23 protein-coding genes and 1 pseudogene are annotated in these 14,448 nt (G+C 61.1%); 19 read left to right on the top strand and 5 right to left on the bottom strand.

Annotated elements, in window-relative coordinates:
- Positions 1 to 2: 2 nt before the first annotated feature.
- The 4 genes from IPM06_21375 to IPM06_21360 form a co-directional block, all read right to left on the bottom strand.
- Entirely contained in the window at positions 3 to 197 is a 195-nt protein-coding gene (locus IPM06_21375; GenBank protein MBK8772963.1) for a hypothetical protein, read from the bottom strand.
- Positions 194 to 502: a hypothetical protein gene (locus tag IPM06_21370; GenBank protein ID MBK8772962.1), complete on the bottom strand. Its 309-nt coding sequence runs from the start codon at positions 500 to 502 to the stop codon at positions 194 to 196. The genes IPM06_21375 and IPM06_21370 overlap by 4 nt, the downstream gene beginning before the upstream one ends.
- A gap of 70 nt (positions 503 to 572) precedes the next feature.
- Positions 573 to 887 carry a hypothetical protein gene (locus tag IPM06_21365; protein MBK8772961.1) on the bottom strand — a complete coding sequence of 105 codons (315 nt, stop codon included), beginning with the start codon at positions 885 to 887 and terminating at the stop codon, positions 573 to 575.
- Positions 888 to 1,043: 156 nt separating this feature from the next.
- Positions 1,044 to 1,400, bottom strand: a complete 357-nt coding sequence (locus IPM06_21360) for a hypothetical protein (protein ID MBK8772960.1) — start codon at positions 1,398 to 1,400, stop codon at positions 1,044 to 1,046.
- 922 nt (positions 1,401 to 2,322) lie between these two features.
- On the opposite strand from IPM06_21360, the gene IPM06_21355 reads away from it, so the two are divergent.
- The 13 genes and pseudogenes from IPM06_21355 to IPM06_21295 all read left to right on the top strand — a co-directional run bounded on the left by IPM06_21355 (position 2,323) and on the right by IPM06_21295 (position 9,029).
- Positions 2,323 to 2,748 carry a hypothetical protein gene (locus tag IPM06_21355; protein ID MBK8772959.1) on the top strand — a complete coding sequence of 142 codons (426 nt, stop codon included), beginning with the start codon at positions 2,323 to 2,325 and terminating at the stop codon, positions 2,746 to 2,748.
- A gap of 978 nt (positions 2,749 to 3,726) precedes the next feature.
- On the top strand, positions 3,727 to 3,933 hold the full coding sequence (locus IPM06_21350; protein MBK8772958.1) for a hypothetical protein: 207 nt from the start codon (positions 3,727 to 3,729) through the stop codon (positions 3,931 to 3,933).
- Positions 3,934 to 4,046: 113 nt separating this feature from the next.
- Entirely contained in the window at positions 4,047 to 4,247 is a 201-nt protein-coding gene (locus IPM06_21345) for a hypothetical protein (GenBank protein MBK8772957.1), read from the top strand.
- Positions 4,237 to 4,452, top strand: coding sequence for a hypothetical protein (locus IPM06_21340; protein MBK8772956.1), 216 nt, complete (start codon positions 4,237 to 4,239; stop codon positions 4,450 to 4,452). The genes IPM06_21345 and IPM06_21340 overlap by 11 nt, the downstream gene beginning before the upstream one ends.
- A gap of 198 nt (positions 4,453 to 4,650) precedes the next feature.
- Positions 4,651 to 4,857 (top strand): hypothetical protein, encoded by a 207-nt coding sequence (locus IPM06_21335; GenBank protein MBK8772955.1) that lies wholly within the window; start codon positions 4,651 to 4,653, stop codon positions 4,855 to 4,857.
- Positions 4,854 to 5,075, top strand: a complete 222-nt coding sequence (locus IPM06_21330) for a hypothetical protein (GenBank protein MBK8772954.1) — start codon at positions 4,854 to 4,856, stop codon at positions 5,073 to 5,075. Before IPM06_21335 ends, IPM06_21330 begins: the two co-directional genes overlap by 4 nt.
- A gap of 267 nt (positions 5,076 to 5,342) precedes the next feature.
- A pseudogene (locus IPM06_21325) lies at positions 5,343 to 5,635 on the top strand (pentapeptide repeat-containing protein).
- A gap of 200 nt (positions 5,636 to 5,835) precedes the next feature.
- Positions 5,836 to 6,042 (top strand): hypothetical protein, encoded by a 207-nt coding sequence (locus tag IPM06_21320; protein MBK8772953.1) that lies wholly within the window; start codon positions 5,836 to 5,838, stop codon positions 6,040 to 6,042.
- Positions 6,043 to 6,208: 166 nt separating this feature from the next.
- On the top strand, positions 6,209 to 6,640 hold the full coding sequence (locus tag IPM06_21315; GenBank protein ID MBK8772952.1) for a hypothetical protein: 432 nt from the start codon (positions 6,209 to 6,211) through the stop codon (positions 6,638 to 6,640).
- 341 nt (positions 6,641 to 6,981) lie between these two features.
- A complete protein-coding gene (locus tag IPM06_21310; GenBank protein MBK8772951.1) occupies positions 6,982 to 7,701 on the top strand; it encodes a hypothetical protein in 720 nt (239 codons plus the stop codon).
- 141 nt (positions 7,702 to 7,842) lie between these two features.
- Positions 7,843 to 8,271 (top strand): hypothetical protein, encoded by a 429-nt coding sequence (locus IPM06_21305; protein ID MBK8772950.1) that lies wholly within the window; start codon positions 7,843 to 7,845, stop codon positions 8,269 to 8,271.
- 269 nt (positions 8,272 to 8,540) lie between these two features.
- Positions 8,541 to 8,798, top strand: a complete 258-nt coding sequence (locus tag IPM06_21300) for a hypothetical protein (GenBank protein MBK8772949.1) — start codon at positions 8,541 to 8,543, stop codon at positions 8,796 to 8,798.
- 33 nt (positions 8,799 to 8,831) lie between these two features.
- Positions 8,832 to 9,029 (top strand): hypothetical protein, encoded by a 198-nt coding sequence (locus IPM06_21295; GenBank protein ID MBK8772948.1) that lies wholly within the window; start codon positions 8,832 to 8,834, stop codon positions 9,027 to 9,029.
- Between the two features lie 699 nt (positions 9,030 to 9,728).
- Here the strand turns inward: IPM06_21295 and IPM06_21290 are convergent.
- A complete protein-coding gene (locus IPM06_21290) occupies positions 9,729 to 10,133 on the bottom strand; it encodes a hypothetical protein (protein MBK8772947.1) in 405 nt (134 codons plus the stop codon).
- Between IPM06_21290 and IPM06_21285 the strand changes: the two genes are divergently transcribed.
- The 6 genes from IPM06_21285 (at position 10,126) to IPM06_21260 (ending at position 13,520) form a co-directional block, all read left to right on the top strand.
- Positions 10,126 to 10,641 (top strand): hypothetical protein, encoded by a 516-nt coding sequence (locus IPM06_21285; protein ID MBK8772946.1) that lies wholly within the window; start codon positions 10,126 to 10,128, stop codon positions 10,639 to 10,641. The genes IPM06_21290 and IPM06_21285 overlap by 8 nt on opposite strands.
- Positions 10,620 to 11,531 (top strand): hypothetical protein, encoded by a 912-nt coding sequence (locus IPM06_21280; GenBank protein MBK8772945.1) that lies wholly within the window; start codon positions 10,620 to 10,622, stop codon positions 11,529 to 11,531. Before IPM06_21285 ends, IPM06_21280 begins: the two co-directional genes overlap by 22 nt.
- Positions 11,532 to 11,663: 132 nt before the next feature.
- The gene (locus tag IPM06_21275) at positions 11,664 to 12,059 is read left to right on the top strand and encodes a hypothetical protein (GenBank protein MBK8772944.1); all 396 of its coding nucleotides are present in this window, start codon (positions 11,664 to 11,666) and stop codon (positions 12,057 to 12,059) included.
- On the top strand, positions 12,052 to 12,417 hold the full coding sequence (locus IPM06_21270; GenBank protein MBK8772943.1) for a hypothetical protein: 366 nt from the start codon (positions 12,052 to 12,054) through the stop codon (positions 12,415 to 12,417). The genes IPM06_21275 and IPM06_21270 overlap by 8 nt, the downstream gene beginning before the upstream one ends.
- 192 nt (positions 12,418 to 12,609) lie before the next feature.
- Positions 12,610 to 13,146 carry a hypothetical protein gene (locus IPM06_21265; GenBank protein MBK8772942.1) on the top strand — a complete coding sequence of 179 codons (537 nt, stop codon included), beginning with the start codon at positions 12,610 to 12,612 and terminating at the stop codon, positions 13,144 to 13,146.
- A complete protein-coding gene (locus tag IPM06_21260; GenBank protein MBK8772941.1) occupies positions 13,143 to 13,520 on the top strand; it encodes a hypothetical protein in 378 nt (125 codons plus the stop codon). The genes IPM06_21265 and IPM06_21260 overlap by 4 nt, the downstream gene beginning before the upstream one ends.
- Positions 13,521 to 14,448 lie beyond the last annotated feature (928 nt).

Raw genomic sequence — 14,448 nt, 5'->3', positions numbered from 1 at the left:
GCTCACGCCTCCTTGATGACGAGGTACCGCGTACTCGTGATGTACGTGTTGTCGCCCGTCATGGCGCACGGCGAGTGGAGGATCTCTTCCCTGGCCAGCGTGTCGGGCTCGCCTTCCGGATAGCCCTTGTCCCACGTCTGCACGACGATCTTGACCGTGCCTGTGTCGGCATTCTCGATGCGCACGCGCTTGGTCACAGCGGCTCCTTCTTGTCATGGGAGTGCTTGGGAGCGGCTTCGTCGGGCTCGTCGGAGACAAGGCCCGCGCTCAACTCTGCCTCAGCTTCTGGGCTGAGGGTCAAATCGGCACCGGCGCCATCAGCAGGCGGTTCGTCGGGCGCCGTGTTGACGTCGGACAGCGCGTAGAGTTCGGCCTCTGCCGCCCGCCACGCGGCGGTCAGGTGGGGCTGGTTGGCGGCGGGGAAGCCGCGGCTGGCGGCGTCGTCCAGGGCCTGGCGGGCGGCTGCCAGTTTCAGTTGGGCTTCATGGGTTGCGGTGTTCATGCTAGTTCTCCTTGTGGTGGTTGGGTGCTGCGGGGGTCTTGCACGTCACGCTAGTTTTTTGCATGCCGTGCTAGTTTTCCTGCCGACTGAAAAGGTGTTCGCGGAGCAAGTAGCCCTCCAACGCCCAAATCTTGTCGCGGGCGTTGCTGCGGGCGATCTTCTTGCCCAGATCGACGTCGAAGTTCTCGGGGCTCGCCGCCGCGCTCTCGCCGGTAACGGTGAAGCCGTTGCGCAGCCGCAGGCAGCACACCGTCAGCGTCGTGCCGGGGAAGACGTGGTAGTCCTCGCCGGTGATCACGGCATCAATCTTCTCCGGGTAGAGTCGCGGCGCGTTGAGGCCCTTGGCTTGGATTTCGGTTTCGATTGCCTGTTCGTCTATGCTCATGTCAATTCTCCTGGTCTACGGTTAGTGCTTCTCGGGTTGATACTACTTGCTGCGGGGCTTGGCCGGCGAACGTGATGCTGAGCGTGAGGCCGCCGCCAGTCTTGCCGTCATCTTTCACTTCCTTGGGCTCCAGGCCGGCAACGCGGGCGCTCCATTTTATCGCGTCTGCACGCACCGCCGCACTCTGTAGGGGTCGGTGGCAATGTCGTGGGCATAGGGCAGCAGCTCGCCGGCGATCAGCTTCGCCTTGGTGCGAAAGCCTAGACCGGACTCCATGACCTCCTTCTGGGCGTGCTGCATCAGCGCCACGAACGCCGGGCTCTCTACCAGCGCCACGGCCTGGTCGTCGGTGTAGCCGTACCTGGCGAAGATGTCGGCGGCGTCGTCGACGTGCAGCGCCAGTTCCACGGCCAGCCTCTCATGTGTCTTGCGGTAGATCTCCGGCACGTCCTCCAGCCTCGCGGCTTGGCGCAGCGCGGCCGGGCTTTCGTGGGGGTCTGGTATCTCATCCATGCCGGCAGTATCGCATGCGGGCGGCTAAGTGTCAAGCAGTTAAGTTCTTTACACTTTACTATGGGAGGGGGCGGGGGTTTTTGGCGGCGGCAGCATGACAGGCGAGTAGTATGAGGTTGTCATATCATGCTACGGGGCGGCAAAAATTTTGGTGTTATGAAGTTGTCATATTCGGTTTTTCGGGCGGTCGTGTGCACAACATGGAACGAACCCCCGCCCGCGCGCCCGCGTTCCCCCCAACCGCCCGAACCCAAAACGCATAGCCGCGGGGAAATGTCGGCGGCATGGCGGCCGTGCGGCATGGCAGGGCAGGGCGGGCAGGCAGCAGAGCGGAGGGCGGAGGGGGCAGGGGCAGGGCAGGGGCAGGGCAGGGCAGGGCACCGGGGCAGGGCAGGGCAGGGCAGGGCAGGGCAGGGCCGGATCGATCTCCGGCCGCCTAACAGCTGGGCGTTAGCGCGGCGCCGACGCCAGGACGCTAAAAAGCGCTAAATCATACAGATAAACCTGTTATAACCTTATAATTATATGCATTATTTAGGCATGATGCGACAATAATAAGATAATATGAATGTCGGGCGGCCGCGACGTAAACCACTGATTTATAAGGGATTCGGGCGGCCAGAAAGTCTATATATATATATATAAATATATATTATTTTAATTAATCTGTAGTTTACCTGTACCACTTCATGAGGAACTTTGAAAATAATAAGAAATTATATGTTTCGCGCGCAAAATACTTGCGCCCTCACCCAAAAACGCGATATAATGCCCGTTATACGGCGTGATGCTGTATTATCCGAAACCCAAATGCTTGATTTCATTGGCGAAAGCGCTACATGTGCTTATTTTATTATTGTAAAAGTTTCAAAATAATAGGACTTTTATCGCCATTATTTTTAACCTTTTTAGGACATAATCCATGAAAAAGCCCGAATCCCTGACCTATTGCCCTTGTTGCGGCACTCCAAAACCCGATTGGGACTATCCCGTCGGCGCCCGTATCTGCACGCTGTGTTCAATGTTAGACGTATCGGCCGCCGTGCATTTAACCCGTGAGACCGTGAAACGCGAGTTAAATGTGACGGAATACACCCTAGCCGGCCGTAAATCTGCGCGAATTAAAGCCAGGCTAGATATGTATGCCCGTCTTGGTAAACGCTGCACGGCCTGCCATAATCGAAAACCTGCCGACGAATACCACGCCAGCGCGCCGCAATCCGATGGCCTGCAACCTATGTGCAAGGCCTGCAACAAGATCTGGATTGCCACCATGAAATCCGGCGGCCGCCAGGCCTGGCACGCCGTACGCGCCGCCATGCGCGCCGCCAGTCCGGAAGGCAAGTGACAATTTTGGTCAGTCGACGTCACATGAAAGTGACAATTCTGGGCACGCGTCAATTTCCATGCCAGACTGCGCCGCCAATAAAATCAATGGGTTAGTAACTGGCATGGCAACTGCTTTACATCGGGCATGCAACAGTTTTACGGCGCCGCGGCCGCTACCGCGGTAACCTGTGAGAGGGGACTACCATGGAATACCAAGTGATTGTCGGCAACATCGGCACCGTCTATACGGGCGCCAACAAACGTGAGGCGTATGCCTCATTCCGCGAGTATCGCGACCAGTCCGCCGGCGACTACGGCCGCGCCGCGCGCGAAACCGTCACACTGCTGGCCGCCGGCGTCGCACGCCGCGAATACATGCCTAAGATCCGGTTGCCGTTGATCAAGGATATCCGCGCCCTGCTAATCGATCTCAAATCGGCCATAGACGACGAATACCGCGCCTATGATGATTGCGACGTCGACGATACTACGCCGAGCATGCTGGTTACTATCGGCGCCGACGACTCCGGAGACTGGAGCTGGCAAACCGGCGACAACAGTTACAGCGGCGGCGCCTATGGTTATCCGCACTGGGCCCTTGTCGCACTGACGCGCCGCGCCAATTGCACCGAGCTGGCGCGCGACGCCGTCGCCCAAATCGCCGAGTTGATGACGTCAAACCCCCCCCCCCCCCCCCCCCCCCCCCCCCCCCCCCCCCCCCCCCCCCCCCCCCCGCCCGCCCCCCCCCCCCCCCCCCCCCCCCCCCCCCCCCCCCCCCCCCCCCCCCCCCCCCCCCCCCCCCCCCCCCCCCCCCCCCCCCCCCCCCCCCCCCCCCCCCCCCCCCCCCCCCCCCGCCCATGAAACCGCGGCCGCACTATAACACTGCCTTGCTCACGGCGATTGCCCTGGCGCTGCGCCAGCGCGCGCAGGGGCTACTAAATGACGAGCAAGCCTACCATGCCATTTGTAACGCCTATCTAACCCATGGAGTGCAATCATGAGCGCCGCGTACAAGCCCCGATTCATCCGGCCTGACCAGTCCGCAGAGTTGATAAACCTATGGCATTTGGCGCGTACGGCGCTATCCGGAAAAGAATGCACGCGATATACGCGCATGCTTTGGGCATCACGCGAGTTCGCGGCCGCGCATCCGGACATAACGCCGACTGCCGCGTACAAGGATCTTGACGGCCTGCTGGCCTGACTTAACCTGGAACCCTTGGAGAATCGACTGGTAATCTGACCCCAGACCTTTGCGCCGACTCAACCCGGCGCCTAGGTGTAGGGCCAAACCGATCAACTGAAGAGGGGAATACCATGGAACTGAACATCACAGAATTTTTCCGCGCCGCCGCACCTATGGACTACAGCGCCAGCGCAGCAGAGATAGGCGACGACGCCGGCCGCCAGACCTGGCTTGCCGCCGTCGAGGATGCGCCCGACTGGCCGCTACTCGACACCGAAGAGAAACGCGAGGCATTCCGGCGACCACGCCTGCGGTTTTGGGGTGTGGGATGAGGAAGAGATTGCCTCATGGTCTGGCCGCGAATTGACGGCGCTGCTAATCCAGATGATTGCCGGCGACATACGCGACGCCGACCTGTCGCCGGACTCCGACGACGCCGACTGGATAGCGTATGAGGCACGCGCCGCGGCCGGGCAGTGCGCCGGCAACATCTTCCGCGCCGATGACGGCGACGTCTACTATTACATCGGGAACTGAAGTCATGAGATTCTATTACCTGCCGAAAGGCGAATATAAGATAGGTCAACTTGTGGAAGTCGGGGGCCATCGCATGCGAGTCGAGTCCTATTCGCATACTGGCAAAAACCTAATCGCTACCACAACCCAAGGGGCGCCGCGGTTCATCCGCGCCGTTATCATCCTAACGGGTGCCCCGTCAATTGAAGGAGTTACAGCATGAACTACGCAATTCAGTGCACCGACATCATTACCGGTGAAAAGGGGGATTTTGCTTTCGACACCGCGGAATATCTAGCGGCCGATGCGCCGCTCCAGTTTCGTGCAAAGTCGCCTATTTTCCAGAACCTTGACCAGTTGTTCACTTGGGCGAAAGAAAATAAGGTCGGTCTGTTCTGTCGGCCGGTAAATTGGGGCATGTCATGACCAGGCAATCCAAAATCATCAAGGCCCTGGCGGATTGGAATATCCCATTCTCGGCGCGCTACATTGGCGAAGATGACAGGGATCCGGATCCCGAGCGGGATATCATGGATCACTGGCATGTAACCGTCGGCAAGTACAGAACCGACTTTTACACCGGCATCGGGCTACGCGGACCGACGGCCCGCCGCGGTTCTGCACCGCCTGCTGGCGGACGCTGAAGCCGTCGACATGTCGTTCTATGACTGGGCGGGCAATCTAGGATACAACGTGGACAGCATAAAGGACCGGGCGACCTATGACGCGCGTTGTGAGTGCGGGTGGGCCATGCGGCGCGAGTTCACGCGGTCGCAGATGGATGAGTTGCGGGATCTGTTACAGGATTACTAACCCGCTGACCCCAGACTTTTGCGCCTCAGGAGGGGGCGCCTAAGTGTAGGGCCAGACCGGGCCGCGCGGCACCGCGGCGCACTGAAGAGGGGCACAACGTGGACATAAAAAATAGGGCGGGAGTAATCCTACGGGCAGTAGCTGGCGACACGCTGCGCGAGGCCGACTTGTACGGGGCCGACTTGCGCGGGGCCGACTTGCGCGGGGCCGACTTGCGCGGGGCCGACTTGCGCGGGGCCGACTTGTACGGGGCCAACTTGAGCGCGGCCGACTTGTACAGGGCCGACTTGTACGGGGCCGACGGAATAATCGGAGCCGGTTACCCAGATGGGTGGACTGCATATGGGTGGCAGCGCGATGGGCGCCTATCTATTCGCATCGGATGCCGTGAAAAGCGCCTAGATGAGGCCCGCGAATACTGGGCCGACAAGCCGGACCGCCGTGAAGTCTTGGCGGCAGTCGAGTACGTCGCCGCAGTGGCGGCTATCCGCGGGTGGCAGCTATGAACCGCCCCGAACCATTTGCATGGCGTGAAGCCGTCGCGGTGTTCGCAGTCCTGAACCTGCTGGCATACATGTTGTACGCGGCGACATGAGCGCCGTCGCGCACTACCACGCCATAATCGCGCACGGCCGCGCCCTCGCCGAGTGCCTGCACGATCGCCGCGCCGTATCGGACTCGCGGCAGCGCATCAGCGTCGCCTATGATGAAGCGCACGGCAGGTGGAACTCATTTGATGCGATGGTGTCAGAACGTATTCAAGGCGAAGCCGCGCCCACAACGAAAGGGGAACCATGAAACCCAGAACCGCGGACAACGTCGTTATCGGCGCCGTGCTGGTCCTGCTCTGCACTACTGCCGCCGCGACGTGGGCGGCAGTCCACTACCGCGACGAAGCCCGACAGATACGCGCTACATGTACGCCCGCGCCCGCCGTTGTAAAATCAGCCAAGAGGATATGGACATGATCACCGCCACACTGCTCAACAACATGGGCACCGAGCACGCCCTGAACGCGCTGCGCGCCGAACTGCCGGATGACCTCATGTGGCTGGTCGACTGGGTTGAACGGCTGCAACCCAGTGACGACGAGTGCGCCATCCTCGAGGCAGTGGAAGAGGCGGGCTTCACGCCGGCCAGCATCGCCGCCCTGGGCGCCGCCGAGCTGGACATCGAGAACCTGGACACCACAGTCAAGATGATCGACGCGCTGGCCGACGCCGACATCAACACCGTCGACAATCTCGGCGCCGCGCTCGCCCTCCTGTCCCGGCTCGACGACGCCGACATCAACACCGTCGACGAGTTGAACACCGCGCTGGCCCTCCTCGACAGATTGGAAGATGCTGGCGTAGAGACGCTCGCCCACCTTGACGCCATACTGGAGTCAACATAATGTTCGGCGCCGAAGGCGTCCGCGTGGACTGACGGGTTGGGCGGCGAAATGAATCGCAGGACGCGAACAACAACTGATGGAGGCAATCATGGCCACTACTGGCTTGCTGCGGGCCTAGCGCGGCACCGGCTGAAATGCCGGCCATTTTATATAGAGCGTAGAGCCGGAGACGGCAGGGGTTTGCGCGCCCCGATGAAGTTGCGCAAGGGCAATGGCGTCGCCGGGTTGAAGCGTGGCCCGCGTGGACTGGTGACGCCCAACGTTTGAGTTGAGGGGGCTGAGCGGCATTATCGCGTGGCTCCGCTGGAACGATTAGTTAGAACGCATTTAAGGAGAAGACGATGGGAAGAGAACTGAAGCGCGTGCCGTTGGATTTTCAGTGGCCGATGGACAAGCCGTGGAGCGGCTTCCTGAACCCGCACTACGCGAAGAGTCACAATTGCGCCGCTTGCAGTGGCAGCGGAGCCACAACGGCAAGCCAGCGCCTTGGCGACCTTGTGTCGCTGCTGATGCTGTCAGGAACCGACGCGCTGCGAGGCGCATGCCACCCGTATTTGTGCGAGGCCCCACTTTACAGCACGCAAGGAAAGACGTGCGGCGCGGACATGGCAGAACTGACTGCGGGCCTTGCTGGCCGCACACCGTCATTCATGGGGCACGACGCCTGCGACAAATGGTCTGCGACGAAGAAGATCATTGCAGCAGCGGGACTGCCGGAAGAGTGGGGGACGTGCCAGGAATGCAACGGTAACGGGACGATCTGGGAATCTCCGGAAGCCGAGCAGGCGGCAGACGACTGGACGCGCAGCGAGCCGCCTACTGGCGACGGCTACCAGATTTGGGAGACTGTCAGCGAAGGCAGCCCGATTTCCCCGGTGTTCGCCACGCCAGAAGAATTGGCGCAGCACATGGCCGGAACGCGATGGGGTGCCGACAAAGGCAGCAGCGTTGAAACGTGGTTGAAGTTCATCAACGGCCCCGGATGGGCGCCAAGCATGGTGATGGACGCGACCGAAGCCGGCGCGATTGCCTGCTGCTTACCTCGGTGCTTGGGACGATAGTCGCAAGCTCAACGGCGAGGGGCTTGGAAATGGCGCGCATGGCGGCTGAATACCGTGACCGCTAACGATCTAGGTAACCGGCGCCAAGTTCGGCAGCGGCTAGCATGGCGCAGCCTCCGCTGGAACGCCGGGTTAGCCATCATGTTCGGAGAGAAAATGGACATTTTAGAAATTGCGATTGCACAGCGCATCGGTGGCGCAGACGGAGAAATGGTTGAGGCGCTATGCGCTGAGATATGCCGACTGCGCAGTAATGAAGTTGTGGCGTGGGTGGTCGAAGACGGAATAACGATCAGGGAAGATTTTGCGGCAATGCTCGGATGGACTGGCGCGACCGTTGGAACTGGCCGTGCTATCCCGAAGTCTTGGTCGCCCATGCTGTACTCGCCAATGATGGCTAACGTGGAGTTCAGCGGAGGCTGCGCCGTTGAGCACGCGATGTCTGTTGATGCCGAAGCTGTCGGTTGGGCATATGGAAAGTGCGTTGCGCTCGGCCTGGAGAACGGAAGCCAAGAGAGCGCCATGATGATGGACCGGCTGAAGCTGATGCTCGGCGGCTATGGGGTCTAACGTGATGTGTTCGCCATCTGGCGTATAACTCTACCGCACCGACTCCACGCAATCCTGATGAAGCCGACGACACTGCCCGAACGTCTCGATAGCCTGGTACTCCCAGCGGCTAGCATGGCCCCGCGGCCGCCGACACGCCGGCGCCTGACCCGACAACAGCAGGCCGACCTGCTGCTGATGGTGCGGCAGCGCCACGCCCGGCGACGAGAGAAGGCTGGGCAGCCCGACTCGCTGTCGATCGACAGCCTACTCAAGAAATGGAGGACGTGATGACGATGTTATCGGACTACCTGAAAGCTGAAGAGGCCGACGTCGACACCGACCCCGGCGAGTACAGCCCTGGCGGCGAGTCGTGCTGGTGGCGACGCCGGGGCAGCCACCACGACCCCGTAAAGACCCACCTGCGCGACCGCACGGTAGAAGCCGAGACCGAAGCCGTGCGAGCGGTCGCGGAACTAAATGACGGCCTCGCGGTCGGAGTGCTGGAAGAACAAGAGGCCATTGGCCTGTTATCAACTGATGAGTGAGGGAAGAATGAACGAACACCGAAGGGTAACAACATGACGTGGCCAACCCCAGACCTCGCCGCCACGCGCGCCGCCGTCGACCGCAACCTCAGCCGCTGCATGGAACTGATCGAGACTGATCCCACGCGCGCCCTACAGGCCGCCGACGCCGCCCGCGCCGCCATGCAGGATCTGTTCTATCAGGTCTGGCACCGCCACCACACGTCAGGCACCGGGAGGGCGACGCGATGACTAGCGACCAGCAGCAGATCTACGACGACCCCAAGGCCATGCCGGAGCAGACATGATCCCTAATGAGTGCGCATCTAATGACTCGCCTTGGCTTATCTGCAAGCCTTGCGTGTCAGATGGAAAGTGCAAAATTGCCGACCAACTCCGCGCCGCGCAGGTTGCGATACTGAGAGAGGCGGCCGAACAGGTCGCCCATGTCTACGGCGAGGGCGAGCCTATTCGGTTTATGCTGCTCCGCATGGCTGATGGTCTGGACGAATCATGCCCCTGATGCTAGACGACATGCGCGCCGAGTTCGCGCGGTTCCCCGGTCGCGGACCCCGCCGCGCGGTTCCGCATGGACGCCGCCCTGGCGCACGTCATCGCGCTGGCCTACCGCGCTGGGGTTGAGGACGGCGAGAAGGCGGACCGCACGCCCGACATGTGCATGTGGGTCGTCACTAAAGGCGGGCGACGTATATGTCAGCCGCCTAAACTCTATCATCGTGACGGGCCGGGTGCCTGCGAGTGTGCCACGCGAGGCCCTGACTACTGCGAGGTACATGCGGCATGATGGATACCATAGTATGCGATTTCGAGACATACTACGCCGCCGACTACACGCTGTCGAACATGACGACGGAGGCGTATGTCCGTGATGGCCGTTTCGAGGAGATCCTGCTGGGCGTCAAGGTGAACGACACCAAGGCGTTCTGGCTGCTACCCGACCGCGCCGCCGCGTTCCTGCGAGAAGAAGTGGACTGGGCCGACACGGCACTCATTTGTCATCACAGCCACTTCGACGGCCTCATCCTCTCCCATCACCACGGCATCCGGCCGGCCATGCACATCGACACGCTGAGCATGGCGCGCGTGCTCGACGGCCCGAAAGCCGGCAACTCGCTGCACGACCTCTGCATCCGCCACCTGCCCGGTCGCAAGGGCGACTACGTGACGTTCGCCAAGGGCAAGCGCGCCGCCGACTTCAGCAGGGAAGAGCGGGCGGAGTACGGCGCCTACTCTGTCAACGACTGCGAGCGTACCTACGACCTGGCGCAGATATTCCCTGGAGCAGATGACGGCGGCGGAGTTGCAAGTCATCGATACCGTAGTGCGTATGTTCACCGAGCCGGTATTCCTGGGCGACGTCGACAGGCTCCGCGGCGCGGTAGCGACGGAGCGCCGGCGCAAGATCGACGTGCTGCGGCGCATCGGCATGCTGTGCCCAGTGTGCGGCGGCGATGGCGCCGACCGAACCCAGGCCATCTCGCCCGACCTCGTGCTGCCGTGCAAGAAGTGCGCGGGCACCGGCGTCGACAAGAAGATCGTGGGGTCCAACGACAAGCTCGCCGCCCTGCTGCGGGAGTACGGCGTCGAGCCGCCTGTAAAGACCAGTCCCACGACCGGCGAGCAGATCTACGCCTTCGCCAAGACGGACCCCGGCATGCAGGATCTGCTGGAGGACGAAGACGAGGAGGTCCGGTGCATCGCCGAGGCGCGCATAGCCGTGAAATCGAACATCGTCGAAACGCGAGCCGCACGGTACCAGCAGTGCGCCGAGCGCGGCGCGATGCCCAGTACGTGTCCTATGGAGCCGCGCACACATTTCGCATGGGCGGCGGCGACAAGATGAACTGGCTGAACATCTCGTCCAAACACAACGAGAACCGCCCCGAACTCTCGGCCATCGCGGCGTCCATTATGGCGCCGCCCGGCCACAAGATCATCACGGCCGACTCGGGGCAGGGTGAAGCCCGCATCACAGCCTGGCTGGCTGGCCAGCACGACCTCGTGGAGGCGTTTGCCCAGGGTCGCGACGTCTACAGCGAGCACGCATCAGTCATTTATGGCCGGCCGGTTGATCGGAAACTGAAAATAGTTCAGCCAGACGGAAAGGTTGTGGCGCCTGACCACATACCTGGCCAACTAGGCAAGGTTCAAATTCTGGGATGCGGCTTCGGAATGGGGTACCTGAAAGCCAGCGCCGAGCTGCTCAAGGGCATGCTGGGGGCGCCTCCCATCCAGTTCGGGATGGCCGACATGGAGACCCTGCAAGTCGACCCGAGTCGTTTCCTCAACAACCCCGGCAAGGTGAAGGAGGTATCCGAGTTACCAAGTCGTTTAAACCTAAACGATATGCTCATCCACGCCGCCGTGACTAATGCGCTGATTGATCGGTACCGCGCCAGGATGGACAAGATTGTCGCCTACTGGGGGCTCATGGAGCAGGTCATTGACGCCATGATTGCCGGCCGTGAGATGGTGTTCGGCGCGCACGGCGTCATGCGTACCGCCAAGGACAAGATCTGGATGCCCAACGGCTTGGCCATGCGATACGACGGCATCTCGCGCGACGAGCACGGCCAGGCCAGTTACTTCAATGGTCGCAACCGGTTGAAACTTTTTGGCGCCAAGTTGGTCGAAAACACCGTGCAGTGCATCCACTACTGCATCGTTAGTCGGCAACTGCTGGAGATCAGGAACTTATTGATAGTGGCCCTGTTCACTATGACGACGTCGTGACTGTAGTACCAGAAGACGCGGCGGCGGACGCGCTGGCGTTCATGGTTCAGGAGATGAGCAGGACGCCAGACTGGGCGCCAGGCTGCCGCTCATCGGCGAAGGTAAAATTGGAGAAAAAGTGAAGGGGGCATCATGATTTTGATCGGCCTGGCAGGAAAAGCAGGAAGCGGGAAAGATTCAGTCGCAGACTATCTCGTGCGGCACTATGGCTTCATCAAGTTCAGTTTCGCCGACGCCCTGCGCCGCGAAGTGGCGGCGGCGTTCGGCGTCGTTGACGGCCTGCTGCGCGACCGCGACACGAAGGAATGGAGCCGCCCCGCGCTGGCGCTCCGGCATTGTTTCGACGCTGGATTCGTCCCCATCGCACGCGCTGAGATTGCCAAGTGGCATCACGACAGTTACTTCGACCTTGACGCCCTCCCGCTGTCGCCCCGTCAGGTTCTCCAGTGGTGGGGAGTGAATTCAGGCGCGCCCAGAACCTTGGCTACTGGCTTGACCGGGCCGATATCTGGATCGACCGGTGCGTAGTCAGGCGCTGTACCCCGAATTCGTGCCGCAGCTCTTCGTGTGCTCCGATGTGCGGTTTGCGAACGAGCGGGAGTGGGTGCACATGTGCGGCGGCAACGTGTGGCACGTCTACAGGGACTCCGTCGCCGCCGTCTGTGCCCACGAATCCGAGAACCCGCTGCCGGTGCGCGCCGACGAGCGCGAGATCTTCAACTACCACACGCTGGAGTACCTGCACAAGGGCGTCGACCAGTTGCTGTCGTCGGCCGCCAGGTTCGTCCGCATGGAGCCGCCGGCACCGATGACAGAGCCGCAGTTTCCGGACTTCGGACAACCTGGATGGGTGAGGGCAACAACATGGACAGCTATGAATGGTTGAGGCTGTGCGCGGCGCGCTACCAGGCCAGCGGCAGCATGACCCCAGAACAGGCGCGGAGTCCGCCGAGATCGCGCTGGAAGTAGAACTGGAATGCGGCGCCGGACTGAGCACCGACCCGCAGCGGCGGCCGATGCGGACATCGAGTGTTGGGATAACGACGGAGACTAAGAATGAAGCCATTAGTGATTTATCATGCCAACTGTGCCGACGGATTCTGGCGCCGCCTTCGCGGCCTGGCTCCGGCTGGGCGACAGCGCCGACTACGTGGCGTGCCGATACGGCGAAGTTACGACGCCGGCGGACTTCGACATGAAAGTCTCGCTGGCTGCAAAAGACAACGACGTCTACATCCTCGACTTCAGCTTCCCGCGCGAAGTGATGGACGCCTTGTTCGCGTCGGCCAAGCGTGTCGTCTGGCTTGATCACCACCTATCTGCATTCCAAATGTGGTGCGACGACGGGGAACGCGACTTCTACCAGTCATTCGGCGGCGCAAAAGACGCCTACATTGTTCTCGACAACAACAGGTCCGGCGCCCTGATCGCCTGGGAATACTTCTGCCCCGGCACCGAGGTTCCCAAGTTGATCCAACATATCGACGACTACGATCGCTGGCAGTTCCGGATCGATGGCACCAAGGAGTTCAGCAAGGCGCTGTGGAGCTACGCGCCGTGGTCGTTCGCGCAGTGGCGGGATAACTTTGCGCAGGACTCCGATGCCGAGGGATGATTCACGAGGGCGCCGCCATCCTGCGCGCCCACGACCAGAACGTGCAGAGTGTAGTGAAGGGCGGCGCCAGGAAGTGCTCTGTCTGGAAGTTGGTGGATGGGGTCGAGATCGAATATCAATTCAACCTGCCTGGCCTCGCCGCCAACTGCCCGCCGCACCTGACCTCTGATGTCGGCCACGAACTCGCTGTGCAAAGTGGCACCTTCGGCCTGTGCTGGACCCTGAACCAGACCAAGATGGTAGCCAACTGCTCGCTGCGTTCCAATGGCGACTACGACGTCAGCGCTGTCGCCAAGGCGTTCGGCGGCGGCGGACATCGAAATGCAAGCGGTATGGAAATAGACATACAAGTGCTCCTATCATGGCTTCGCTAGACTTCCACACCATTAGCAATACTGGCTGCTGGATATTCTCCCAGGTAAGCCCGGCCAAGACGGCTACGGGAAGCTGAAAGTGCGGGGTAAGACTGTTCGAGCCCACCGGCACTACTACACGGGTGTATGTGGGGCCAATACCTTCAGGGCTGTGGGTACTACGTACAGGTGCGACACTCCTATGTGTGTCAATCCACGACATCTATATGCTGGTACGCAGCCGGAGTAACGAGCATGATAAAGATGAGCTGCCAGAGGGCGCAGGCCGCCGAGCCCCGCAATGGAACTCGTTCTGAACGTATGTTGCGCGGTGCGGCGCACTGCTTCGGTGAAGAGGAGTGCCGCGCGCAGCAGCAGCGGCGCTACTGCCGGCCGCCAAAGGGACGCCTCTTACCACCCAATACAAAGAGCGCTTGTCTCCTCTTAACGCAGAACAGGTACTTAGAATCCGCGCAGACGCCAGGCCACAGCATGTTATCGCATCCGGAATATGGAGTAGGGCAATGACTATCAGCCGAATTAAACGCAGAGAACGGTGCGGGTACACATATGACCCGGGCAAGAGAAGAACAACATCGATGTAGCGTTGGCATGTACGACTCTAACGCTTCCGGCCTGATCCAGGACCATAATTATGGGGCCGGGCATGATATGCCTCCAGACCCGCGCGGCAACGATACCGGCTTCGCCAACGACACTACGCTACAGAACTTTCGAGGACTGGAAGCAGGCCGGCGTTCTTCGTCATTGGTCGGGAAGTACGAACCTGCGGTTTAACAGGAAGGAAGAAATGACCTCGCCAACGGTTACACTCAGCGCCGAGTACCCACCAGACCCCGGGAGTTCCGCCGCGTCAGAGCCTGGGCATCCGCCCAGTTCGCGGCAAAGAGTACCGACAGCACCGCCTCGGCGTGGCTCCGAAAGGCTG

Source organism: Hyphomicrobiales bacterium, from assembly GCA_016710435.1.
In the GTDB taxonomy this organism is placed as follows: Bacteria; Pseudomonadota; Alphaproteobacteria; order Rhizobiales; family Aestuariivirgaceae; genus Aestuariivirga.
This window is presented reverse-complemented; position numbering and strand designations above follow the sequence as displayed.

Excerpts from the sequence above, each read along its gene's own strand:
- IPM06_21300 (MBK8772949.1), top strand. The coding sequence starts at position 8,541 with ATGACGATGTTATCGGACTACCTGAAAGCTGAAGAGGCCGACGTCGAC.
- IPM06_21360 (MBK8772960.1), bottom strand. The coding sequence starts at position 1,400 with ATGGATGAGATACCAGACCCCCACGAAAGCCCGGCCGCGCTGCGCCAA.
- IPM06_21265 (MBK8772942.1), top strand. The coding sequence starts at position 12,610 with ATGCCAACTGTGCCGACGGATTCTGGCGCCGCCTTCGCGGCCTGGCTC.
- IPM06_21275 (MBK8772944.1), top strand. The coding sequence starts at position 11,664 with ATGATTTTGATCGGCCTGGCAGGAAAAGCAGGAAGCGGGAAAGATTCA.
- IPM06_21260 (MBK8772941.1), top strand. The coding sequence starts at position 13,143 with ATGATTCACGAGGGCGCCGCCATCCTGCGCGCCCACGACCAGAACGTG.
- IPM06_21315 (MBK8772952.1), top strand. The coding sequence starts at position 6,209 with ATGATCACCGCCACACTGCTCAACAACATGGGCACCGAGCACGCCCTG.
- IPM06_21280 (MBK8772945.1), top strand. The coding sequence starts at position 10,620 with ATGGGCGGCGGCGACAAGATGAACTGGCTGAACATCTCGTCCAAACAC.
- IPM06_21305 (MBK8772950.1), top strand. The coding sequence starts at position 7,843 with ATGTTCGGAGAGAAAATGGACATTTTAGAAATTGCGATTGCACAGCGC.
- IPM06_21355 (MBK8772959.1), top strand. The coding sequence starts at position 2,323 with ATGAAAAAGCCCGAATCCCTGACCTATTGCCCTTGTTGCGGCACTCCA.
- IPM06_21370 (MBK8772962.1), bottom strand. The coding sequence starts at position 502 with ATGAACACCGCAACCCATGAAGCCCAACTGAAACTGGCAGCCGCCCGC.
- IPM06_21320 (MBK8772953.1), top strand. The coding sequence starts at position 5,836 with ATGAGCGCCGTCGCGCACTACCACGCCATAATCGCGCACGGCCGCGCC.
- IPM06_21345 (MBK8772957.1), top strand. The coding sequence starts at position 4,047 with ATGGAACTGAACATCACAGAATTTTTCCGCGCCGCCGCACCTATGGAC.
- IPM06_21350 (MBK8772958.1), top strand. The coding sequence starts at position 3,727 with ATGAGCGCCGCGTACAAGCCCCGATTCATCCGGCCTGACCAGTCCGCA.
- IPM06_21365 (MBK8772961.1), bottom strand. The coding sequence starts at position 887 with ATGAGCATAGACGAACAGGCAATCGAAACCGAAATCCAAGCCAAGGGC.
- IPM06_21295 (MBK8772948.1), top strand. The coding sequence starts at position 8,832 with ATGACGTGGCCAACCCCAGACCTCGCCGCCACGCGCGCCGCCGTCGAC.
- IPM06_21330 (MBK8772954.1), top strand. The coding sequence starts at position 4,854 with ATGACCAGGCAATCCAAAATCATCAAGGCCCTGGCGGATTGGAATATC.
- IPM06_21285 (MBK8772946.1), top strand. The coding sequence starts at position 10,126 with ATGTTCACCGAGCCGGTATTCCTGGGCGACGTCGACAGGCTCCGCGGC.
- IPM06_21310 (MBK8772951.1), top strand. The coding sequence starts at position 6,982 with ATGGGAAGAGAACTGAAGCGCGTGCCGTTGGATTTTCAGTGGCCGATG.
- IPM06_21335 (MBK8772955.1), top strand. The coding sequence starts at position 4,651 with ATGAACTACGCAATTCAGTGCACCGACATCATTACCGGTGAAAAGGGG.